The organism is Kitasatospora sp. NPDC048722, from assembly GCF_040650235.1.
Lineage (GTDB): Bacteria > Actinomycetota > Actinomycetes > Streptomycetales > Streptomycetaceae > Kitasatospora.
Map to the genome: position 1 here is coordinate 1 of NZ_JBEZGX010000037.1, position 20,898 is coordinate 20,898.

Genomic DNA, 20,898 nt, shown 5'->3' on the forward strand with positions numbered 1-20,898 from the left:
GGACGAGGCCGACAGATCCGGTTGAGGACCCGAGGTCAGTCAGAGGTTGAGTCAGACCTGCCCGGGAACCGCTCATGAACATCCTCACTGTCAGATGTGCACGGCCGGGCCCGCGTCATTGGCGCCGCGGCGGGTGAGCAGGCCGAGCAGGGCGGCGCCGAAGGCCACCACCGCGGCCACCGCGAAGGCGAGCGACATGCCGCTCACGAAGGACTGGTGGACCGCACCGGCCATGCCGTCCACGACCTGCTGCGGGGTGCCGGGCGGGGCCGGCGGGGCGATGCCGAGCTGGGCGGCCTGCTTGAGGCCCTCGGCCTGCGGGCCCTCGACCGGCGGCAGACCGGCCTCGGCCCAGTTGCCGGGCAGCACGTCGCCGACCTTGGCGGCCATCAGCGCGCCCAGCACGGCGGTGCCGAGGCTGCCGCCGACCTGCATCGCGGCCTGCTGGAGGCCGCCGGCCACGCCGGACAGCTCCAGCGGTGCGTTGCCGACGATCACCTCGGTGGCACCGACCATGACCGGGCTGATGCCGAGGCCCATCAGGACGAACCACAGCGACATCACGCCGGTGCCGGAGCCGGTGTCCAGGGTGGACATGCCGAACATCGCGGCGGTGGTGATCAGCATCCCGGCCACGATCGGGACGCGCGGGCCGAGCTTGCCGATCGCGATGCCGGCGATCGGCGAGCCGACGATCATCATGCCGGTCATCGGCAGCAGGTGGACGCCCGCCTGGACCGGCGTCATCCCGTGCACGTTCTGCAGGTAGAAGGTGACGAAGAAGATCGCGCCGAAGAACGCGAAGGCCATCAGCACCATCAGCAGCGTGCCCGCCGACAGCGGGACCGAGCGGAACAGGCCGAGCGGGATCAGGGGCTCCCTGGCCTTGCCCTGCCAGAGCGCGAACAGCACCATCAGCACGACGGCACCGCCGAGGAGCAGCAGCGTGGACACGTCGCCCCAGCCCCACTCGGGGGCCTTGATGATGCCGAAGACGAGGGCGAACATCGCGACCGAGAGCAGCACGATGCCGGGCACGTCGAAGGACTTGGCGGCGTTCTCGGCACGGACGTCCCGGAGCACCAGCAGGCCGAGGACGAGCGCGATCAGGCCGACCGGGATGTTGATGAAGAACACCGACTCCCAGCTGACGTGCTCGACCAGCAGGCCGCCGACGATCGGGCCGGCCGCGGTGGAGGCGCCGATCACGCCGCCCCAGATGCCGATCGCCATGTTGAGCTTCTCGGCCGGGAAGGCCCCGCGCAGCAGGCCGAGCGCGGCCGGCTGGAGCAGCGCGCCGAACAGGCCCTGGAGGACGCGGAAGGCGATCACGGTCTGGATGTTGCCGGCGAAGCCGATCGCGGCCGAGGTGGCGGCGAAGCCGACCGCGCCGACCAGGAACGTGGTCTTGTGCCCGAAGCGGTCGCCGATCTTGCCGGCGGTGATGAGGAAGACCGCGAGCGCGAGCAGGTAGCCGCTGGTCACCCACTGGATCTCGGACGGCGCGGCCTTCAGCTTCTCCTGGATGACCGGGTTGGCGATCGCGACGATCGTGCCGTCCAGGGCGACCATCATCACGCCGACCGCGACGGTCAGCAGGGTCAGCCACGGGTGGCCCTTGATCCCACCCCCAGGGGGTGCCGAGCGCTGCGGCGGGTCGTCCGCCTTGGCGTTGTTGACGACGGACTGGCTCATCTGGGGCCCTCCACGGGGCGTGTGCGGCGAACGAAACCGAAGGAACGTGGTCGTGGCGCCCCGGCCCACCCGTCCCCACGAGCTACCCGGCCCGACGGGCGCCACTTCCGGCAGATTATGTCAGTCGCTGACAATGGGCAAAGGCTGACTTCTGGCCAGTGCTGCCATTTGTCAGGCCGCTAAGGTTGTCCTCCCACCCCGACCGCACCCGCGCCCGGAAGGCCCCGCCATGGCCGCTCACGCCCCCCACCCCGACGCCCCGACGGGCCCCGTGCCGGTCACGCCCCCGGGGCGGGTGCCCGGACTGCGCGAGCGCAAGAAGCAGCAGACCCGCGACGCCCTCGTCCAGGCCGCCCACGTCCTCTTCCTCGGCCAGGGCTTCGCGCAGACCACCGTCGACGAGATCGCCACCGCCGTCGACGTCTCCCAGCGCACCTTCTTCCGCTACTTCGCCAACAAGGACGAGGTCGCGCTCGCCGTCATGGCCGACGCCGAGGACTACTTCATCGAGTGCCTGCGCCACCGCCCCGCCGCCGAGACCCCGCTCCAGGCGCTGCGCGCCTCGATCGTCAAGGCCTGGCGCGACCTCGGGAGCGCCGAGCACACCGGCCTCGGTTCCATCCACAGCGCCCTCGAACTCATGCGGATGATCGAGGAGACCCCCACCCTGCTCGCCGCCCACCTGCGCCGGGTCACCGAACAGGAGCGGGTCGTGGTCCAGGTGATCGCCGAACGCGAGGGCCTCGACCCCGCCCTGGACCTGCGCCCCACCGTCCTCGCCGCCGTCTTCGGCAGCGTGCTGCGCGCCGCCCACCTCTCCTGGACCGCCGACCAGGAACCGGCCGGCCCGGAGGGCATGATCGCCCTGATCGAACGCCACTTCGACCAGCTCGGCCCCGCCCTCGCCGGCCACTGGCGGTCGTAGCACCCGGCGTCACACCGGAGTCATACCGGAGTACTAGGCGGAATCCGGTCCCCGGTCCGACGCCGCCCGCGCCAGCCGCCCCTACGCTGGCCGAATGATCGCCCCGCCCACCGGGAAGCCCCGCCGACGGTCCCCGCGCGCCCTGTTCGCGGTGCTGCTGAGCCCGTCCACCGACCACACGCCGCTCCTGGCACAGTCGCGCCGGCCCTGGCTGCGCCACCTGCCGTACGTCCTCGCGCTGGCCGCGATCGCCGCACTGCTGCCCAGCTCGATCAACGTGCTGGCCAACGACTACGGGATCGACACCGGGCTCGCGGCGGCCCTCGCCGTCGCGCAGACCGCGCCGCTGCTCCTGGCGCCCACCCGGCCGCTGCCCGCCTGGTGGATGATCGGGCTGACGGCCCTCCTCACGTCCGCGGTGGTGCTCGCCACGGCCACCAGGACCGCGCCGGTCTTCCCCTGGCCGGCCACCAACCTGGTCGGGTACCTGCTGCTGATGCTGCCGCTCGCCCTCCGCGAGGCGCGCCGCACCCTGGTCGCGGTGTGGCTGGCCACCACCGCCGTGAGCCTCGTGTTCTCCGTGCTCGGCGCCGTGCGCGACTGGGGCGGGGACGACAGCCTGCTGGCGATCGCCCTCAGCGGAGCGGTCCTGCTCCTCGGCGGCGCCCTGCGGGAACGCGCCGAGGCCCGTCGGCTGCTCACCGAGCAGGAACACATCAGCGAGGCCGAGCGCGAGCGCCGAACGCTGCTGGAGGAGCGCGCCCGGATCGCGCGCGAGCTGCACGACGTGGTGGCGCACCACATGTCGGTGATCGCCGTGCAGGCGGCCAGCGCGCCGTACCGGATCGGCGGCGTCCCGGACGAGGCCGTCGAGGAGTTCACCGCGATCGCCGGCTCCGCGCGCGAGTCGCTCGCCGAAATGCGGCGCCTGCTGGGGGTGTTGCGCAGCGAGGAGAGCGCGGCCGAGACCGCTCCGCAGCCGGGCGTGGAGCAACTCGGCCAGCTGGTCGAGACGGTGGGCCGGGCCGGGGTCCCGGCCGAGCTGACGGCGGATCCGGGGCTGGCGCAGCGGTTGCCGCAGGCCGTCGCCCTCTCCGCGTACCGGATCGTCCAGGAGGCGCTGGCCAACGTCGTCCGGCACGCGCCCGGGGCGCGGACCTGGGTGTCGCTCACGGCCGACGGCCCGGAACTGCTGGTCACCGTGGTGAACGCGCCGCCGCCCGAGCGTCGCGAGTCGCTGGAGGCCTCGGCCGAGGGCACCGGGCAGGGGCTGGTCGGAATGCGCGAACGCGTCCGGCTCGTGGATGGCAGGCTGGACACCGGCCCGCTGCCGGACGGCGGCTTCAAGGTGGCCGCCGCCCTGCCCCTCGACCCCTCCCGGGAGACACCCGCATGACCATCCGCGTGATCATCGTCGACGACCAGGCCATGGTGCGCGCCGGCTTCGCCGCACTGCTGAACGCCCAGAGCGACATCGACGTGGTGGGGGACGCGGCGGACGGCGCGCAGGCCCTGGAGGTCAGCGGCCGCACCCATCCGGACGTCGTCCTGATGGACGTCCGGATGCCCGGCATGGACGGCCTGGAGGCGGCCCGCCGGCTGCTCGACCCGGCGCCCGGCCATCGCGGAGGGGCCGGCGCCCACCGGCCCAAGGTGCTGATGCTGACCACCTTCGACGTGGACGACTACGTGTACGAGGCGCTGCGCGCCGGAGCGAGCGGCTTCCTGCTGAAGGACGCCCCGCCGACCGACCTGATCGCCGCCGTGCGGGTCGTCGCGGCCGGGGAGGCGCTGCTGGCGCCCTCGGTGACGCGCCGGCTGATCGAGGACTTCGCCCGCACCCGCCCGGCCCGGCGGCGCGACCCCAAGGTGCGGCTCAACGGGCTGACTCCGCGGGAGACCGAGGTGCTGGAGCTGATCGCCCGCGGCCTGTCCAACCAGGAGATCGCCGGCCTCCTGGTGCTGGCCGAGCAGACGGTCAAGACGCACATCGGCCGGATCCTCGCCAAGCTCGACCTGCGCGACCGCGCCCAGGCGGTCGTGCTCGCCTACGAGTCCGGGCTCGTCGCCCCCGGGCAGTGACCCGCCCGCTCTCCCCCGGGCACGCCCTTCGCCTCGGGGCGGGAGTGATACCCGGGTAGCATCCCCGACTTGGCCCCGCGGTGTGACGTCCGCGGGGCCTTCCCGTTCCTACCTTCCTCTCCGTCGCCAGTGAGCAACGGACAAGGGAGCAAGGGAAGATGGGAAAGCTTCGGGCCAAACGTGCGATCGTCGCAGCCACGGTGGCACTCGCGGCGGCGCTCGGCGCCGGCGGCTGGGCCGCCGACACGCAGCAGGCCGTCACCGGCCCGCCGCCCGGCAGCGCCGCGTGGACGGCCGACACCGCGTTCGGCCTCGGGCTGCCCGACCCGGCCGCCGCCGGCCCGGCCGAAGTCGCCGCGTTCTTCGCCCGGTTGACGCCCACCCAGCGCGAAGCACTCGCCGCCGGACACCCGCTGGTGGTCGGCAACCTGGACGGCGCGCCCGTTCAACTCCGGTACCACGCCAACGCCCTGGCCCTCGCCGCCGAACGCGACCGGGAGGCCGCCCGCGCCGCCGATCCGGCGCTCACCCCGCAGGACCGGGCCGCCGCCCGCACCCGCGCCGAGCGCTACCGCACCCTGCTCGACGGCGGACGGCAGGTCCTCGCCTTCGACCCGCGCGGCCGCGGCCAGGTCGCCGAGGTCTACGGCGACCTGGCCACCGCCCGCCGCACCGCCGTCGTCGTCCCCGGCTCCGACATCGACCTGCTGAGCTTCGACCGCGCCGCCGACCCGTACGGCACCCCCGCCGGCATGGCGAGGTCCCTGTACGAGGCCACCGGCCGGACGACCGCCGTCATCGCCTGGGCCGGCTACACCACCCCGGTCGGACTCGGCCCGGACGCCGCCACCGAGGACCTGGCCCGCGCCGGGGCCGGCCGGCTGACCCGGCTGCTCGACGGGCTCGCCGTCAGCACCCGCCCCGAGGCCCCGGCCACCGTCTTCTGCCACAGCTACGGCTCGGTCGTCTGCGGCCTGGCCCGCCCGGGCCCCGCACAGGCCTCCGGCGTGGTGGTGCTCGGTTCGCCCGGCATGGGCGTCGGCTCCGCCGCCGACCTCGACCCCCGCGTCCCGCTCTGGGCCACCACCCGCAACGGCTCCGACTGGATCGGCCGGGTGCCCAACGTCTCGCTGTTCGGCCTGGGCCACGGCGCCGACCCGACCGGCCCGGACTTCGGCGCCCGTCCCCTGCCGTCCACCGGCTCGCACGGCCACACCGGCTACTTCGCCCCCGGCACCGCCTCGCTCACCGCCTACGCCGCGCTCGCACAGGGCCGCTGACGCGCCCGGACCGCCTCAACCGGAGAAGGAGCACCGCCATGGCCCACCCCCTCACCGCCCTGCGCCGCACCGCCCACGAGGTCGACGCCCGCACCCCCGCGCACCGCGACCGCGCCCTCGACGGCCTGCGCGCCCTCGCCCTGCTCGCCGTCCCGCTGGGGCACTGGATGCTCGGCGGCTTCACCCGCGACCCCGACGGCACCCTGCACAACGCCAGCCCGCTCTCCGCCCTCGGCGGCTTCGCGCCGGTCAGCTGGGTGCTGCAGATGCTCGGGGTGTTCTTCCTGGTCGGCGGCTACTCCTCGGTCCGCTCGCTGGACCGCGCCCGTGCCAGGGGCGCGACCTACGGGGGCTGGCTGCGCGCCCGGACGGTCCGGCTGCTGCGCCCGGTGCTCGGCGTGACGGCGGTGTGGGCGGTGCTGATCCCGGTACTGCCGCGGCTCGGCGTCCCGGCCGGCACCGTCCGCACCGGCGCGACGCTGGTGGTGCAGCCGCTCTGGTACATCGCTGTCTACCTGGGGGTGACCGCGCTCACCTCGGTCTGGCTGGCCGCCGCCCGTCGGCTCGGCACGTGGTCGGCGGGGCTCCTGGTGGCCGTCGTCGCCGTCGTCGACGCACTGCGGTACGGACCGTGGGCGGAGGCGGTGCCGTCCTGGGTCGGGCTGGTCAACATCCTGCCGGGCTGGCTCTTCGGCTACCAGCTGGGCGTGCTGTGGGCGCGGGGCCGGCTCGACCGCCGGGCCGCGCGGGTCCTGCTGGGCGGCGGCGCCGTGCTGTTCGCCGCGCTGCTGCTGGTGTTCCACTACCCGGCGAGCATGGTCGGCGTGCCCGGCGTCGAGCGGACCAACTCGCACCCGCCGTCCCTGCTGGTGCTCGCTCTGGCGGCGGCGCAGTGCGGCGCCGCGGTGCTGCTGCGGGAGCGCCTGGGCCGGCTGCTGACCCGCCGTCCGCTGCTGTGGCTGCCGGTGGTCGTGGTCAACCTGTCGGCGATGACGGTCTTCTGCTGGCACCAGACCGCGATGCTCGCCGTGGCGGTGCCCGGCACCGCCGGCCTCGGCACCGTCCCCGGGCTGACCACCGCGCCGGACTCCCTCGCCTGGGTGGCCGCCCGGCTGGCGCTGCTCCCCCTGTTCACGGCCGCGCTGGTGGCGATCGCTTGGTTCGCCCGGCGGTTCGACGCCCCGTGGACGTCCTTCCCCCGCCCGTGGAAGGCCGCGGCCGGAGCCGGGGCGGCCCTGTTCACCGCGTACGCGCTGGGCGTGGTGTGACCCGCCCGCCCTCAGCCGCCACACGCCCCCGGGAGCGCCTCGGCGCGCACCGGGGGCGCGTTGTCGGCGGCGTGCTCTAACCTGCCGCCATGGTGACGTTCGACGAGTTCCGCGCGATGGCCCTGGCTCTCCCGGAGGCCGCGCAGGAGCCGACGTGGGAGATCGAGACGCTGCGGGTGCGGGCCAAGATCTTCGCGATGGGCTCCCCCGAGGGCGAGCGGGTCACCGTCAAGGCGAGCCCCGCGGACCAGGCCGAACTCCTGGCCGCCGAGCCCGAGGTGTTCTCGTCCGCCCCCTACGTCGGCCGGCACGGCTGGGTGAGCGTCCGACTGGACCTCGTCGACCCCGAGGAGCTCCGCGACCTGGTCACCGAGGCCTGGCGGCGCACCGCGCCGAAGCGACTCGTCAGGGAGTTCGACGAGGGAGCGCGGTGACGCCCGGGACGGCGGATCCCGGGGCCCGGCGGGCGTGCCGGACCACGGGAAGACGCGAACCGGACACCCGTGGTTCATGTGATCCATCCCACAGTTTGGGCGGGTCCGTCACCCTCCTGTGACCTCTACGCTTGCGGAGGGAAGTTCGCAGTCTGACGCACCCCTCGGGCCCCGCCCAGGACATGGTGACGGGCCCAAGGGAGTTGGTGCGGTGCGCAACCGTCGACGCTGGAAGCGTGTACTGATCGGGGCGTTCGCGGGTTTCGCGGTCCTCGCCGACGCCGGCGCCTCGGCCGCCGCGGCCGCCGCCTCCACCGAGCAACTGGCGATCAGCACGCCGCCGGCCGGCAGCGCCGCCTGGGTCCAGGACCACTCCTTCGGCCGCGGCCTGCCCGACCCGGCCACCACCACCCCGGCCGCCGCCGCCGAGTTCTTCGCCTCGCTGGCCCCCACCGAGCTCGACCGGCTGATCCGGCAGTACCCGCTGGTCGTCGGCAACTTCGACGGCGCCCCGCTCGACCTGCGCTACCGCGCCAACCGGATCGCCCTCGCCGAGGAGCGCGACGCCGCCCGCGCCCGCGCCAACGACCCCAGGCTCGACTCCGACGCCCGCGCGCTGGCCGTCTCCCGCGCCAACGACGTCGAGCACCTGCTCTCCCCCGACCGTCAGGTCCTCGCCTTCGACCCGCGCGGGCGCGGCCTGGTCACCGAGGTGTGGGGCGACCTCGCCGACGCCGAGCGGGTCTCCGTCCTGGTGCCCGGTTCGGACGCCGACCTCGGCCACTTCGACCAGGCCGCCGACCCGCTGCGCTCCCCCGCCGGCATGGCCCGCGCCCTGTACGCCGAGGAGCACAAGCAGGCCCCGAAGACCCGCACCGCGGTGATCGCCTGGACCGGCTACGTCACCCCCTCCGGCCTCGGCCCGGACGCCGTCACCTCCCGCCTCGCCGACATCGGCGCGCCCCGGCTGCAGCGCCTGCTCGCCGGGCTCAAGGAGACCACCCGCCCGGACGCGCCGCCGTCCCTGCTGTGCCACTCCTACGGGTCCGTGGTCTGCGGCGACGCCGCCCCCGAGATCCCGCGCGCCGCGGCCTCGCCGTCCGACACCTCCGGCGTCACCGACATGATGGTGTTCGGCAGCCCCGGCATGGGCGTGCAGAGCACCAGCGAGCTCGGCACCGGCGTGAAGGTGTGGGCCACCCGCAACCCCAGCGACTGGATCGGCAACGTCCCGTACCTGGAGGTCGGCGGCCTGGGCCACGGCGCCGACCCGACGTCCTCCGGCTTCGGCGCCCAGGAGATCTCCTCGGCCCGCGCGGCCGGCCACAACGGCTACTTCACCGAGGGCACCGACAGCCTGCACAACTTCGCGGCGATCTCGCTCGGCCACTACCAGGACGTCGTCCTCCGGCCGCAGTCCAACTCCTGATCCCCGCAGGGGGGGTTCTACTCCTGGTAGAGCCTCAGCGCCTCCGCCGCCGCCCGGGCCAGTTCCCGGCGGGCGGCGGGCGGGGACAGCACCTCGGCGTCCGGGCCGAAGGCGAGCAGCGCGCGGACGGCGGCCGGCGAGGGGAAGGCCATCGCCAGTTCGACCCACTCCTCGGCCGGCCCGGCGCCCGCCTCCGGCGGCTGCGCGGTGACCCGCCCGCCGTGGACCCGGACGAACAGGTCCAGCCGCCCGCGCCGCACCCGCACCCGCACCGGCAGCTCGTTCGGCCGCCGTTCCACGTGCTCGCGCAGCACCGCCCACACGTCGCCGAGCCCCGCTCCGGGGCGGCGGCGCACCGGCTCCTCGGCCGTCTCCGCGGCCAGCACCCGGTCGGCCCGGAACAGCCGGGGCTCGCCGTTCAGGTCGGCCACCAGGTACCAGAGCGCGGCCCGGCTCACCAGGCCGTACGGGTCGACGGTGTACTCCACCGGCACCGGCGTGCCGCCGTGCCGGTAGCGCAGGCGCAGCCGGCGATCGGCGAAGACCGCGTACTGCAGCTCGCCCAGGTCCGGTCCCGCGGCGGCGCCGGCCCCGCTCGGCAGCCAGCGCGGCGGATCGACCAGGACGCGCTCGCCGCCGCGCTCGACGGCGGGCCGCTCCGGCGCCGGCAGCGCCGCCATCACCTTGCGCAGCGCCGAGCCGAGCGCCCCGTCCAGCGCGAGCTCGCCGTGCGCGCCCCGCGCGGACAGCACGAGCAGCGCGCGGGCCTCGTCCCCGGTCAGCCCGCCGACGTCGGCGCGGTGGCCGGGCAGCAGGCCGATGCCGCCGCGCCGACCGCGCTCGGTGAACACCGGGACGCCGGCCGCGGCGAGCGACTCCACGTCGCGGTAGATGGTGCGGACGGACACCTCCAGGCGCTCCGCCAGTTCGGTGGCGGGCATCCGGCCGCGGCTCTGCAGCAGCAGGAGGATCGAGAGCAGCCGGTCGGCCTTCATGGCAGCAGAATCGCAGCAATCATGACGGCTGTTGTCAGGTTTTACCCGGACATTGCCGGGTCGATACGAAATCCCGTTCGATACATGGGAGTTGATTCGCCGCACGCCGGCGGCCCGGAGAGCCGGAACAGCTCCCCGGGCCGAACCGGCCAGGCCCCCGGGGCCGTTACTCGCGCTCGACCTGCGTGTTCGCCATGCTCGGGTAGCGGTCCCCGGCCACCTTGCCGGCCACCGGCTCCAACAGCGCCAGTTCGGCGCCGGTCAGCTCCAGCGTCGCGGCGGCTGTGTTCTCCGCGAGCCGGGTGCGCTTGCGCGTGCCCGGGATCGGCACCACGGTGAGCCCGTGCACCTGCGCCCGCTGGTGCACCCAGGCCAGCGCGACCTGGGCCGGCGTCGCCCCGCGGTCCGCCGCGATCCGCCGCACCGGCTCCAGCAGAGCGTCGTTGGCCTTCGCGTTGGCGCCGGTGAAACGCGGCTGGGTGCGCCGGAAGTCGTCCGCCGGGAGCTGCTCGGCGTCCTGGAAGGAGCCGGTCAGAAAGCCCCGGCCGAGCGGTGAGTACGGTACGAACGCGACGCCCAGCTCGGCCGCGGCCGGCACCGCCGAGCGCTCGACGTCGCGGGAGAAGACCGACCACTCGGACTGCACCGCGGCGATCGGGTGGACGGCGTGCGCCTCGCGCAGCTCGGCCCCGGTCACCTCGGAGAGCCCGAGGTGGCGCACCTTGCCGGCCTGCACCAACTCGGCCATGGCGCCCACGGATTCGGCGAACGGCACATCCGGGTTGCGGCGGTGCATGTAGTAGAGGTCGATGACGTCCACGCCCAGCCGGCGCAGCGACGCGTCGACCGCGGCCCGGATGTACCCGGGGTCGTTGCGGATGGCGCGGTAGCCCGGGTCGTCCTCCTTGCGCTCGATGGCGAACTTGGTGGCGATCACCACCCGGTCGCGGTTGGCCCGGACGAACGGGCCGATCAGCTCCTCGTTGTGGCCGGAGCCGTACATGTCGGCCGTGTCGAACAGGGTGACGCCGGCTTCCAGCGCGGCGTCCAGGGTGGCCAGCGACTCGGTCGTGTCGGTCGGGCCGTAGAACTCGCTCATACCCATGCAGCCGAGGCCCTGGACACCGACGAGCGGGCCGTCGGCGCCGAGTCGGGCGGTGGGGAGTGCGGGGTGCGTCATGCTCGCTGCTCTTCCTCTGCTCGGTAGTACTGGCACTGGACGGGTGCGCCGGTGGCGTCGGCGATCTTCCCCGCGTAGAGATCGATCTTGTAGTCGAGGACGGCGAGGGTGGCCTGGAGGTCGACGATCCGCTGCCGGACCTCCTCGCGCTGCGTCTCCAGCAGCTGCCGCCGGCCCTCGTACGTCCGCTCGCCCTCGCGGGCCATGTCGACGTACCTGAGCATGTCCGCCACCGACATGCCGGTCAGCCGCAGCCGGCCGAGGAAGGCCAGCCGGTGCAGGTCGGAGTCGCAGTAGCGGCGCTGGCCGCCGACCGCGCGGTCGACCGGGTCGAGCAGGCCGATCCGCTCGTACCAGCGCAGGGTGTGCGTGGTCAGACCGCTGGCCGCGGAGACCTCGCCGATGGTGTGCCGCGGAGTCCGGTCCGGATCGCCGACCGGCCGGTCGAACACCTCGGAACAGCTCCGCAGGTCGACCTCGACGGGTGCGAGTGTGGCCATGATCGATACCCCCTGTGCCGTGATGGCTACGACGCTACCTAGTTGGAGTGCACTCCAAGCAAGCCTCACAACCGGGTGGTCCCGCCACCCGCTTTCGAGCCCCGTTAGAGTCGGGCCCATGGAGAGCTTGCGGATGATCGAGAACTGGCCCGTCCCCCACGCCGCCGCGGCGGTCGTCCGGGGCTCGGACGGAGCGGTGCTGGGCTCGCACGGGCCGCAGCAGCACCTCTTCCCGCTCGCGTCGGTGACCAAGCTGCTCACCTCCTACGCCGCGCTGGTCGCCGTGGAGGAGGGCGTCTTCGAGCTCGACGACCCGGCCGGACCGCCCGGTTCGACCGTCCGCCACCTGCTCGCCCACACCTCCGGCCTCGGCTTCGACGAGGACCGGGTGTTCGGCGACCCGGGCACGCGCCGCCTCTACTCCAACGCCGGCTTCGACGCCCTGGCGAACGCCCTCGCCACGGCCGCGGGGATCGAATTCTCCCGCTACGTCGCCGAGGCCGTCTTCGAGCCGCTGGGCATGCACGACACCCTGGTCAACACCGCCCACAAGTCCCCCGCCGGCGCCGGCGGCCTGTCCACGCTCGCCGACCTCACCCGGTTCGCCGCCGAGCTGCAGTCCCCCAAGCTGCTCGACCCGTCCACCGTCCACCGGGCCACCCGCGAGGTCGCCTTCCCCGGCACCAGCGGCGTGCTGCCCGGCTTCGGCCACCGCCGCCCCAACGACTGGGGCCTCGGCTTCGAGATCCGCGACGGCAAGACGCCGCACTGGACGGGGACCGCCAACTCCCCCGAGACCTTCGGACACTTCGGCCAGTCCGGCACCTTCCTGTGGGTCGACCCGGCGGCCGGGGCCGCCTGCGTCGCCCTCACCGACCGGGACTTCGGCCCCTGGGCGGCCGAGGCCTGGCCGCAGCTGTCCGACGCGGTGCTGGCCGAGCTGCCGGGGCTGCCCGGCTGAGTCAGCCGTACGAGACCGGCGAGTGCATCTCCCACAGCAGGAGCTCGGCGCCGGTCTCACCGGCCGACGGGTCCGCGAACGCGTCACCGGTGATCCGCACGCTGTCCCCCGGCGCCATCGAACGCCCCTCGCCCTTCGGGCCCGGCACCGTCCGGTAGCCCAGCGACCCGGCCGTCAGGTGCGCGTATCGCCAAGCGGCGGCGGGCAGTTGGGGCAGCGGCTGCCACGGCCCCGCGGTCGCCAGCCAGAGCGCGGCGTCGCTGCGCCGCAGCCGCAGGACGTCCGCCCCTGCGTCGCGCCCCAGCCCGGAGGCCAGCAGCGTCAACCCGCCCGCGGCCGCTTCCACCCGGCGCAGCCCGTAGGCCGGGGGCGCGTCGAACGCGTCCGGCTGGAGCCACATCTGGACGAACCGGACCGGCCCCTCGGCACCGCCGACGTTGCGCTCGGTGTGGGTCACGCCCGAGCCCGCGCTCAGGTGCTGGATCATCCCCGGGCGCACCACGCCGCTGTGGCCGTGCGAGTCCCGGTGGGCCAGCGCGCCCTCCAGGACCCAGGTGAGGATCTCGGTGTCCCGGTGCTTGTGCTCGTCGAATCCGGCCCCGGGCGCGAGGAGTTCCTCGTTGCAGGCGAGCAACGCGCCGAAGTGCGTGTTCTTCGGGTCGTAGTGCCCCGAGAAGGAGAACGCGTGCCTGGTCTCGACGCCCTCGGCCGGGGTGGAGAGGTAGCGCTCGGCGGTGCGGCGGTGGTCCGCGCGGGGGCGGGCGGGGGCGTCGGTCACGGCCCCACCGTAACCGGTGCGACGGGCGCAACCGCGGCGCTCCGCCGGGGGGTGTGCACGAGCAGTGACTCACGTGAGGCAGTCTTGTCCTTGTGCCAGCCGCTTCCTCAGACGCCACCAGCGACCCCACCGAGAATCCCGCGCCGGGCGGGAAGGCCCCGGCCGCCGCACCGGGCCGCCACCGCCCAGGCCGCTCCGCGCCGCGCCTGACCCCGCAGGAGCGCAGAAACGCCGCCGACCGCGCCGAGCGCCGGGCCGCGACGCTCAAGCGGCTGGAGAAGTCCTCGGGCAAGCTGGCCAGCGCCGCGATCGCACGGATGGACGACCAGCTCGGCTGGTACCGGCGGATGCCGCCGGAGCACCGCTCCTGGATCGGCCTGGTCGCCCAGGCGGGCATCGCCGCCTTCACCGAGTGGTACCGCCAGCCGGAGGCCGCGCAGGCGATCTCCACCGACGTCTTCGGCACCGCCCCGCGCGAGCTGACCCGGGCGATCACGCTGCGCCAGACCGTCGAACTGATCCGCACCACGATCGAGGTGATGGAGGAGGCCATCGAGGAGGTGGCCGCCCCCGGCGACGAGGCGGACATGCGCGAGTCCGTGCTGGTCTACGCCCGGGAGATCGCCTTCGCCACCGCCCAGGTCTACGCCCAGGCGGCCGAGGCGCGCGGCGCCTGGGACGCCCGGCTGGAGGCGCTGGTCGTCAACTCGCTGCTCTCCGGCGATGCGGACGAGGGAGTGCTCTCGCGGGCCGCGGCGCTCGGCTGGGGCCAGCCGAGCCAGGTCCGGGTGGTGATGGGCAGCGCCCCGGACGGCGACAGCGAGCTGGTCGTCGAGGCGATCCGCCGGGCCGCCCGCTACGCCAAGCTGAACGTGCTGACCGGCGTCCTGGGCAAGCGCCTGGTGGTCGTGGTGGGTGGCGACAAGGAGCCGGTGCACGCGGCCCGGGCGCTGATCGGCCAGTTCGCGCCGGGCCCGGTGGTGGTCGGCCCGACCGTGCCCGACCTGCTCTCGGCCACCCGTTCGGCGCACGCCGCCGCGGCCGGCCTGCGGGCCTGCGCCGCCTGGCCGGACGCCCCCCGCCCGGTGCTGGCCGACGACCTGCTGCCCGAACGGGCGCTCGCCGGCGACGAGGCGGCCCGCCGCCAGCTGGTGGAGGAGATCTACACACCGCTCGACGAGGCGGGCTCGGCCCTGCTGGAGACGCTGAGCGTCTACCTGGAGCAGGCCTCCTCGTTGGAGGGCGCCGCCCGGATGCTCTTCGTCCACCCGAACACGGTGCGCTACCGGCTCCGACGTGTGACCGACGTCACGGGCTACGCGCCATCGGACGTTCGATCGGCGTTCACGCTGCGGATCGCCCTGGCCCTCGGCCGACTGACGGACGTCGGTGAGCAGCGTTGACCAGGATGTAGGGAACTTACAATCCCGGATGGTTTTCTTCGTTACCGTCGCCTACCCGCCCCCGGGCGCCTGGCGAGAGAGGGTTGAACCGTGCTCGTAATCGTCGCCCCTGGACAGGGTGCCCAGACCCCCGGATTCCTCAGCCCCTGGCTGGAGGTCGACGGTGTCGCCGACCGCCTGAGCGGCTGGTCGGAGGTCGCCGGACTCGACCTCCTGCACGCCGGCACCGAGGCGTCCGCGGAGGAGATCAAGGACACCGCCGTCGCCCAGCCGCTGCTGGTCGCCGCCGGCCTGGTCACCGCCCGCGCGCTCTTCCCCGACGAGACCGCCGCCCGTTCCCTGGTCGGCGCCGTGGCCGGCCACAGCGTCGGTGAGATCACCGCCGCCGCCGGTGCCGGTGTGCTCGGCGCCCACGACGCGCTGACCTTCGTCCGGGAGCGCAGCCGCGCGATGGCCGAGGCCGCCGCAGTGACCGAGACCGGCATGACCGCCGTCCTCGGCGGCGACCCGGAGGCCGTCGCGGCCAAGCTGGCCGAGCACGGCCTGACCCCGGCCAACAACAACGGCGGCGGCCAGATCGTCGCCGCCGGCACGCTCGCCCAGCTGGAGGCGCTGAAGGCGGACCCGCCGACCGGTGCCCGGCTGATCCCGCTGAAGGTGGCGGGCGCCTTCCACACCGAACACATGGCCCCGGGCGTCGAGCGGCTGGCGAAGCTGGCCCCGACCCTGTCCGTGGCCGATCCGCAGGTGCGCTACGTCTCCAACCGGGACGGCGCGGTGGTCTCCTCCGGCACCGAGGTGCTGGAGCGTCTGGTGTCGCAGGTCTCCAACCCGGTCCGCTGGGACCTCTGCATGGAGACGCTGGCCGCGCTGGGCGCGACCGCCGTGATCGAGCTGGCCCCCGCGGGCACGCTCACCGGTCTGGTCAAGCGCAACCTCAAGGGTGTGGCGACGCTCGCCCTCAAGACCCCCGCCGACCTCGACAAGGCCCGCGAGCTGATCGCGGAGCACGGCGGTAAGGACCAGGAGAGCCAGGCATGAGCAAGCGAAGCGAGCGAATCATCGACGGGCGCGCATCTTGCGAAGCGACCGCCGAGCGCAGCGAGGTGGCCGCATGAGCAAGCGAAGCGAGCGAATCATCGACCGGTGCGCATCTTGCGAAGCGACCGCCGAGCGCAGCGAGGTGGCCGCATGAGCAAGCCGCAGATTCGTCCGTCGACCGGGGCCGAGTACTCGCGGATCCACGGCGTGGGCGGTTACCGCCCCGTCCGCGTGATCCCGAACGCCGAGGTCCTGGAGTGGATCGAGTCCTCGGACGAGTGGATCCGCACCCGCAGCGGCATCGCCGAGCGCCGCTGGGCCGGCCCGGAGGAGAGCGTCGCCGAGATGTCGGTGCAGGCCGCCGGCAAGGCCATCGCCCAGGCCGGGATCGCTCCCGACCAGATCGGCGGCGTCATCGTCGCGACCGTCTCGCACCTCAAGCAGACCCCCGCCATCGCCACCGAGATCGCCGAGCGCCTGGGCTGCGGCACCGCCCCGGCCTTCGACATCTCGGCCGCCTGCGCCGGCTTCGGCTACGGACTGGGCCTGGCCGACGGCATGATCCGCGGCGGCAGCGCCGAGTACGTGCTGGTGATCGGCGTCGAGCGGCTGAGCGACCTGACCGACCAGTCGGACCGCTCGACCGCGTTCATCTTCGGCGACGGCGCCGGCGCCGCGATCGTCGGCCCCTCCGACACCCCCGGCATCGGCAAGGTGATCTGGGGCTCGGACGGCTCGCAGAAGGACGTCATCTCGCAGACCCAGGCCTGGGACACCGCGTTCGCCAAGCCCGACGCCGTGAACGGGCCGGGTGAATCCCCGGAGCAGGGGGCCAAGTGGCCGGCCCTGCGGATGGAGGGCCAGACGGTCTTCCGCTGGGCCGTCTGGGAGATGGCCAAGGTGGCCCAGCAGGCGCTGGACGCCGCGGGGATCACCGCCGACCAGCTCGGCGCCTTCATCCCGCACCAGGCCAACATGCGCATCACCGATGCCATGATCAAGGCCCTCAAGCTGCCCGACTCGGTGCCGGTCGCCCGCGACATCACCGAGACCGGGAACACCTCCGCGGCCTCCATCCCGTTGGCGATGGAGCGCATGCTGGAGAGCGGCGAGGCCCGCAGCGGAGACCTCGCGCTGATCATCGGGTTCGGGGCGGGTCTCGTGTACGCCGCGGCAGTCGTTACGCTCCCCTAGGCGCGTTTCGCCCCACTCATCCGCAAGCCTGCGTCCGTCCGCCGGTCGGACGCGTTCAACACCGAAGAGGAGCAGCCAGTATGGCTACCAAGGACGAGGTCCTGGAAGGTCTCGCCGAGATCGTCAACGAGATCGCCGGCATCCCGACCGAGGACGTCCAGCTCGACAAGTCCTTCACCGACGACCTGGACGTCGACTCGCTGTCCATGGTCGAGGTCGTCGTGGCCGCTGAGGAGCGCTTCGACGTCAAGATCCCGGACGACGAGGTCAAGAACCTGAAGACCGTCGGCGACGCCGTCGAGTACATCCTCACCAACGCCTGAGCGTTCGCGTGATCGTCGACCGGCTCGCCGAGCCGGCCGACCCGCCGGCCGGGCCGCCCCCCACCGGGCGCCCGGCCGGGCCCAACCCCCCGGCTCGCCGCCGACCCCGCACCAACGTGAGAGAAGAAGAACCAGTGACCGCTGAAAACCGTACCGTGGTCGTCACGGGTATCGGCGCCTTCACGCCGCTGGGCGGCGACGCCGCCACCACCTGGGAGAACCTGGTGGCGGGCCGTTCCGGAGTGTCGGCCCTGACCGAGGAGTGGGCCGCGGACCTGCCCGTCCGCATCGCCGCCCGCACCGCGGTCGACCCCGGCGAGATCCTGCCCCGCCCGCTGGCCCGCAAGCTGGACCGCTCGGCGCAGTTCGCGCTGATCGCCGCCCGCGAGGCCTGGGCCGACGCCGGCTACGAGACCCCGGCCACCGACGAGTCCTCCAAGCTCGCCCCCGAGCGCCTCGGCGCGGTCATCGCCTCCGGCATCGGCGGCGTGACCACCCTCCTCGACCAGTACGACGTGCTGAAGGAGAAGGGCTCCCGCAAGGTCTCCCCGCACACCGTCCCGATGCTGATGCCCAACTCCCCGGCCGCCAACGTCGGCCTGGAGGTCGGCGCCCGCGCGGGTGTGCACACCCCCGTCTCCGCCTGTGCCTCCGGCGCCGAGGCGATCGGCTACGCGATCGAGATGATCCGCAGCGGCCGCGCCGACGTCGTGGTGGCCGGCGGCACCGAGGCCGCGATCCACCCGCTGCCGATCGCCGCGTTCGCCAACATGATGGCGATGTCCAAGAACAACGACGAGCCCGAGCGCGCCTCGCGCCCGTACGACAAGGCCCGCGACGGCTTCGTCCTCGGCGAGGGCGCCGGCGTGGTCGTGCTGGAGTCGGTCGAGCACGCCGAGGCCCGCGGGGCCCGGATCTACTGCGAGGCCGTGGGCCAGGGCCTGTCCTCGGACGCCCACCACATCGCCCAGCCCGAGCCGACCGGCGCCGGCGTGGCCCGCGCGCTGGCCGACCTGTTCGACCGCAACACCCTCGACAAGGCCGAGATCGTGCACGTCAACGCGCACGCCACCTCGACCCCGCAGGGCGACACCGCCGAGCTGAAGGCGCTGCGCAAGGAGCTCGGCGAGCACCTGGACCACATCGCCGTCTCGGCCACCAAGTCGATGACCGGCCACCTGCTGGGCGGCGCCGGCGGCATCGAGACCGTCGCCACCGTGCTGGCCCTCTACAACCGGCTCGCCCCGCCGACCATCAACGTCGAGGAGCTCGACGACGACGTGGACGCGGACATCGTGCGCGACGAGGCCCGCGCGCTGCCCGCCGAGGGCCGGATCGCGGCGCTCAACAACTCGTTCGGCTTCGGCGGCCACAACGTGGTGCTGGCCTTCCGCACCCGCTGACCCGCCCGTACGTACGGAAGGGGCCGGCGCTCTTCGTGAGCGCCGGCCCCTTCCGTCGTTCCGGGGGTACGTGCCGGAGGTCAGACCACCTGGTGCAGCCATCGCACCGGCGCGCCCTCGCCGGCGTACCGGAACGGCTCCAGCTCGTCGTCCCAGGGCTTGCCGAGCAGCCGGGAGATCTCGGCCTCCAGGTCCGCCCCCTCGCTGCGGGCGCGCAGCAGGACGGCGCGCAGCCGGTCCTCGGGGATCAGGATGTCCCCGTGGATGCCCGTGACGGCGTGGAAGATGCCGAGCGAGGGCGTGCTGCTGTAGCGCTCGCCCTCCGCCGTGGCGCAGGGCTCGCTGGTGACCTCGTACCGCATCAGCTGCCAGCCGCGCAGAGCGGAGGCGAGCTTCGAGGCCGTACCGGGCTCACCCTGCCAGGAGAGCTCGGCGCGCCAGTGTCCGGGCGCGACCGGCTGGCGGATCCAGTCCAGGCTCACCCGCACACCGAGCACCCCCGCGACGGCCCACTCGACGTGCGGGCACAGCGCGCGGGGCGCGGAGTGGATGTAGAGAACTCCACGTGTCGTCACCGGGACCTCCAGGCTGTGGACGAGGGTCGCCTTCCCCAGCTGCCTCGTGCCTGCAGTTGATCCACAGTTACCCACGTTTACCGACATTAAGCCACTAAATTGAGCAAAACGGACAGGCTTTCGCTCAATGCTAGTCGAATCCTCAACGAGGTCTACCCCTCGGCTGGATCTCTCCCCCGAACGGCCCCATCGCCAGGCGGGACCACCGTACCGCGCCGCCCCGCACGATGGATGACGCGCTTTCGGATCCGGCCGGAATACGGTAGTGCGACGGTCTCCCCTGCGCCGTGCATGCAAACCGCCCCGCGCGCCCGGGTGGGCGGCGGGGCGGTCGGATTCCCTGACGGCGGGTCAGGCGTCCAGGCGGACGACCATCTTGCCGGTGTTGGCCCCGCGCAGCAGGTCGATGAAGGCCTCCGCCGCGTTCTCGAAGCCGTCCACCACGGTTTCGTCGGAGCGGAGCTCACCGGCCGCGAGCCAGCCCGCGACCTCGCCGACGAACTGCGGCTGGAGCGCGGCGTGGTCGCCGACCAGCATGCCCTCCAGGCGCAGCCGCTTGCCGATCGCGAGCGCGAGGTTGCGCGGGGCGGCGGGCGCGGTGGTGTCGTTGTACTGGGCGATCGCGCCGCAGAGCACCGCGCGGCCGTGCACGCCGAGCGCGCCGATCGCGGCCTCCAGGTGGTCGCCGCCGACGTTGTCGAAGTAGAGGTCGATGCCCTCCGGGGCGGCCTTGGCGAGCTGCTCGGCGACCGGGCCGTCCTTGTAGTTGAAGGCGGCGTCGAAGCCGTACTCGTCCACCAGCTTGGCGACCTTCTCCGCGGAGCCGGCCGAACCGACCACCAGGGAGGCACCCTTGAGCCGGGCGATCTGGCCGACCAGCGAGCCGACCGCGCCGGCCGCGCCGGAGACGAAGACCTTGTCGCCCTCCTTGAGGGCGCCCACGGCGAGCAGGCCCGCGTAGGCGGTCAGGCCGGGCATGCCGAGCACGCCGAGGTAGGCGGAGAGCGGGGCGGCGGTGGCGTCGACCTTGACGGCGCGCTTGGCGTCGACGGTCGCGTACTCGCGCCAGCCGAGGCCGTGCAGCACGGCGTCGCCGGGGGCGAAGCCCTCGGCCTCCGAGGCGACGACGTAGCCGACGGCGCCGCCGTCCATCGCCTCGCCCAGCTGGAACGGCGGCACGTAGGACTTCACGTCGTTCATCCGGCCGCGCATGTACGGGTCGACCGAGAGGAAGGCGTTGCGGACCAGGATCTCGCCCGGGCCCGGGGTGCGGACCGGGGCCTCGACGAGGGCGAAGTCGGCCGGGACCGGCCAGCCCTGCGGACGCGCGGCGAGGTGCCACTCACGGGCGGTGGCGGGCGCTGCCTGCTCTGCCATCGGATTGCTCCTTTGTTCCTGGGAGTGATCGGCGGTGTCTCACACCTAAAAGGTT

The 20,898-nt window shown here is 73.7% G+C and carries 20 protein-coding genes; 13 read left to right on the plus strand and 7 right to left on the minus strand.

What is annotated here, in order from left to right:
* Nucleotides 1–90: 90 nt before the first annotated feature.
* Entirely contained in the window at nucleotides 91–1,695 is a 1,605-nt protein-coding gene (locus AB0C76_RS25275) for an MFS transporter (protein WP_359969634.1), read from the minus strand.
* A gap of 229 nt (nucleotides 1,696–1,924) precedes the next feature.
* On the opposite strand from AB0C76_RS25275, the gene AB0C76_RS25280 reads away from it, so the two are divergent.
* The 7 genes from AB0C76_RS25280 to AB0C76_RS25310 all read left to right on the plus strand — a co-directional run bounded on the left by AB0C76_RS25280 (nucleotide 1,925) and on the right by AB0C76_RS25310 (nucleotide 9,113).
* On the plus strand, nucleotides 1,925–2,620 hold the full coding sequence (locus tag AB0C76_RS25280; protein WP_359969637.1) for a TetR family transcriptional regulator: 696 nt from the start codon (nucleotides 1,925–1,927) through the stop codon (nucleotides 2,618–2,620).
* 94 nt (nucleotides 2,621–2,714) lie between these two features.
* Complete coding sequence (locus tag AB0C76_RS25285; protein WP_359969640.1) at nucleotides 2,715–4,016, plus strand: sensor histidine kinase; 1,302 nt, start codon at nucleotides 2,715–2,717, stop codon at nucleotides 4,014–4,016.
* Nucleotides 4,013–4,702, plus strand: a complete 690-nt coding sequence (locus tag AB0C76_RS25290; RefSeq protein WP_359969643.1) for a response regulator transcription factor — start codon at nucleotides 4,013–4,015, stop codon at nucleotides 4,700–4,702. Before AB0C76_RS25285 ends, AB0C76_RS25290 begins: the two co-directional genes overlap by 4 nt.
* Nucleotides 4,703–4,860: 158 nt before the next feature.
* Nucleotides 4,861–5,982 (plus strand): alpha/beta hydrolase, encoded by a 1,122-nt coding sequence (locus AB0C76_RS25295; RefSeq protein WP_359969646.1) that lies wholly within the window; start codon nucleotides 4,861–4,863, stop codon nucleotides 5,980–5,982.
* A gap of 38 nt (nucleotides 5,983–6,020) precedes the next feature.
* Nucleotides 6,021–7,250, plus strand: a complete 1,230-nt coding sequence (locus AB0C76_RS25300; protein WP_359969649.1) for an acyltransferase — start codon at nucleotides 6,021–6,023, stop codon at nucleotides 7,248–7,250.
* A gap of 89 nt (nucleotides 7,251–7,339) precedes the next feature.
* Nucleotides 7,340–7,684, plus strand: a complete 345-nt coding sequence (locus tag AB0C76_RS25305; RefSeq protein WP_359969652.1) for an MmcQ/YjbR family DNA-binding protein — start codon at nucleotides 7,340–7,342, stop codon at nucleotides 7,682–7,684.
* 211 nt (nucleotides 7,685–7,895) lie between these two features.
* Complete coding sequence (locus AB0C76_RS25310) at nucleotides 7,896–9,113, plus strand: alpha/beta hydrolase (protein WP_359969655.1); 1,218 nt, start codon at nucleotides 7,896–7,898, stop codon at nucleotides 9,111–9,113.
* A 17-nt stretch (nucleotides 9,114–9,130) separates the two neighbouring features.
* On the opposite strand, the gene AB0C76_RS25315 is transcribed toward AB0C76_RS25310, so the two are convergent.
* The 3 genes from AB0C76_RS25315 to AB0C76_RS25325 form a co-directional block, all read right to left on the minus strand.
* Nucleotides 9,131–10,108: a WYL domain-containing protein gene (locus AB0C76_RS25315; protein ID WP_359969658.1), complete on the minus strand. Its 978-nt coding sequence runs from the start codon at nucleotides 10,106–10,108 to the stop codon at nucleotides 9,131–9,133.
* 166 nt (nucleotides 10,109–10,274) lie between these two features.
* Nucleotides 10,275–11,288: an aldo/keto reductase gene (locus AB0C76_RS25320; protein ID WP_359969661.1), complete on the minus strand. Its 1,014-nt coding sequence runs from the start codon at nucleotides 11,286–11,288 to the stop codon at nucleotides 10,275–10,277.
* A complete protein-coding gene (locus AB0C76_RS25325; RefSeq protein WP_359969663.1) occupies nucleotides 11,285–11,788 on the minus strand; it encodes a MerR family transcriptional regulator in 504 nt (167 codons plus the stop codon). The genes AB0C76_RS25320 and AB0C76_RS25325 overlap by 4 nt, the downstream gene beginning before the upstream one ends.
* 118 nt (nucleotides 11,789–11,906) lie before the next feature.
* On the opposite strand from AB0C76_RS25325, the gene AB0C76_RS25330 reads away from it, so the two are divergent.
* Nucleotides 11,907–12,749 carry a serine hydrolase domain-containing protein gene (locus tag AB0C76_RS25330; RefSeq protein WP_359969666.1) on the plus strand — a complete coding sequence of 281 codons (843 nt, stop codon included), beginning with the start codon at nucleotides 11,907–11,909 and terminating at the stop codon, nucleotides 12,747–12,749.
* 1 nt (nucleotide 12,750) lies between these two features.
* Here the strand turns inward: AB0C76_RS25330 and AB0C76_RS25335 are convergent, their stop codons facing one another.
* Nucleotides 12,751–13,527, minus strand: coding sequence for a pirin family protein (locus AB0C76_RS25335; RefSeq protein ID WP_359969669.1), 777 nt, complete (start codon nucleotides 13,525–13,527; stop codon nucleotides 12,751–12,753).
* A 206-nt stretch (nucleotides 13,528–13,733) separates the two neighbouring features.
* On the opposite strand from AB0C76_RS25335, the gene AB0C76_RS25340 reads away from it, so the two are divergent.
* The 5 genes from AB0C76_RS25340 (at nucleotide 13,734) to fabF (ending at nucleotide 18,891) form a co-directional block, all read left to right on the plus strand.
* Nucleotides 13,734–14,930 (plus strand): helix-turn-helix domain-containing protein, encoded by a 1,197-nt coding sequence (locus AB0C76_RS25340; protein ID WP_359969869.1) that lies wholly within the window; start codon nucleotides 13,734–13,736, stop codon nucleotides 14,928–14,930.
* 90 nt (nucleotides 14,931–15,020) lie between these two features.
* On the plus strand, nucleotides 15,021–15,971 hold the full coding sequence (locus AB0C76_RS25345) for an ACP S-malonyltransferase (protein WP_359969671.1): 951 nt from the start codon (nucleotides 15,021–15,023) through the stop codon (nucleotides 15,969–15,971).
* A gap of 150 nt (nucleotides 15,972–16,121) precedes the next feature.
* On the plus strand, nucleotides 16,122–17,165 hold the full coding sequence (locus tag AB0C76_RS25350) for a beta-ketoacyl-ACP synthase III (protein ID WP_359969674.1): 1,044 nt from the start codon (nucleotides 16,122–16,124) through the stop codon (nucleotides 17,163–17,165).
* Nucleotides 17,166–17,245: 80 nt separating this feature from the next.
* A complete protein-coding gene (locus AB0C76_RS25355) occupies nucleotides 17,246–17,488 on the plus strand; it encodes an acyl carrier protein (protein WP_359969677.1) in 243 nt (80 codons plus the stop codon).
* 134 nt (nucleotides 17,489–17,622) lie between these two features.
* A complete protein-coding gene (fabF, locus tag AB0C76_RS25360) occupies nucleotides 17,623–18,891 on the plus strand; it encodes a beta-ketoacyl-ACP synthase II (RefSeq protein ID WP_359969680.1) in 1,269 nt (422 codons plus the stop codon).
* Between the two features lie 80 nt (nucleotides 18,892–18,971).
* On the opposite strand, the gene AB0C76_RS25365 is transcribed toward fabF, so the two are convergent.
* Complete coding sequence (locus tag AB0C76_RS25365) at nucleotides 18,972–19,466, minus strand: DUF3145 domain-containing protein (RefSeq protein ID WP_359969683.1); 495 nt, start codon at nucleotides 19,464–19,466, stop codon at nucleotides 18,972–18,974.
* Nucleotides 19,467–19,817: 351 nt separating this feature from the next.
* On the minus strand, nucleotides 19,818–20,843 hold the full coding sequence (locus AB0C76_RS25370) for an NADP-dependent oxidoreductase (protein ID WP_359969686.1): 1,026 nt from the start codon (nucleotides 20,841–20,843) through the stop codon (nucleotides 19,818–19,820).
* Nucleotides 20,844–20,898: the final 55 nt, after the last annotated feature.

Bases quoted from the DNA above. Each gene is read 5' to 3' on its own strand.
- AB0C76_RS25350 (WP_359969674.1), top strand. From the start codon at position 16,122: ATGAGCAAGCCGCAGATTCGTCCGTCGACCGGGGCCGAGTACTCGCGG.
- AB0C76_RS25290 (WP_359969643.1), top strand. From the start codon at position 4,013: ATGACCATCCGCGTGATCATCGTCGACGACCAGGCCATGGTGCGCGCC.
- AB0C76_RS25300 (WP_359969649.1), top strand. From the start codon at position 6,021: ATGGCCCACCCCCTCACCGCCCTGCGCCGCACCGCCCACGAGGTCGAC.
- AB0C76_RS25325 (WP_359969663.1), bottom strand. From the start codon at position 11,788: ATGGCCACACTCGCACCCGTCGAGGTCGACCTGCGGAGCTGTTCCGAG.
- AB0C76_RS25320 (WP_359969661.1), bottom strand. From the start codon at position 11,288: ATGACGCACCCCGCACTCCCCACCGCCCGACTCGGCGCCGACGGCCCG.
- AB0C76_RS25315 (WP_359969658.1), bottom strand. From the start codon at position 10,108: ATGAAGGCCGACCGGCTGCTCTCGATCCTCCTGCTGCTGCAGAGCCGC.
- AB0C76_RS25355 (WP_359969677.1), top strand. From the start codon at position 17,246: ATGGCTACCAAGGACGAGGTCCTGGAAGGTCTCGCCGAGATCGTCAAC.
- AB0C76_RS25275 (WP_359969634.1), bottom strand. From the start codon at position 1,695: ATGAGCCAGTCCGTCGTCAACAACGCCAAGGCGGACGACCCGCCGCAG.
- AB0C76_RS25280 (WP_359969637.1), top strand. From the start codon at position 1,925: ATGGCCGCTCACGCCCCCCACCCCGACGCCCCGACGGGCCCCGTGCCG.
- AB0C76_RS25330 (WP_359969666.1), top strand. From the start codon at position 11,907: ATGGAGAGCTTGCGGATGATCGAGAACTGGCCCGTCCCCCACGCCGCC.
- AB0C76_RS25285 (WP_359969640.1), top strand. From the start codon at position 2,715: ATGATCGCCCCGCCCACCGGGAAGCCCCGCCGACGGTCCCCGCGCGCC.
- AB0C76_RS25295 (WP_359969646.1), top strand. From the start codon at position 4,861: ATGGGAAAGCTTCGGGCCAAACGTGCGATCGTCGCAGCCACGGTGGCA.
- AB0C76_RS25370 (WP_359969686.1), bottom strand. From the start codon at position 20,843: ATGGCAGAGCAGGCAGCGCCCGCCACCGCCCGTGAGTGGCACCTCGCC.
- AB0C76_RS25305 (WP_359969652.1), top strand. From the start codon at position 7,340: ATGGTGACGTTCGACGAGTTCCGCGCGATGGCCCTGGCTCTCCCGGAG.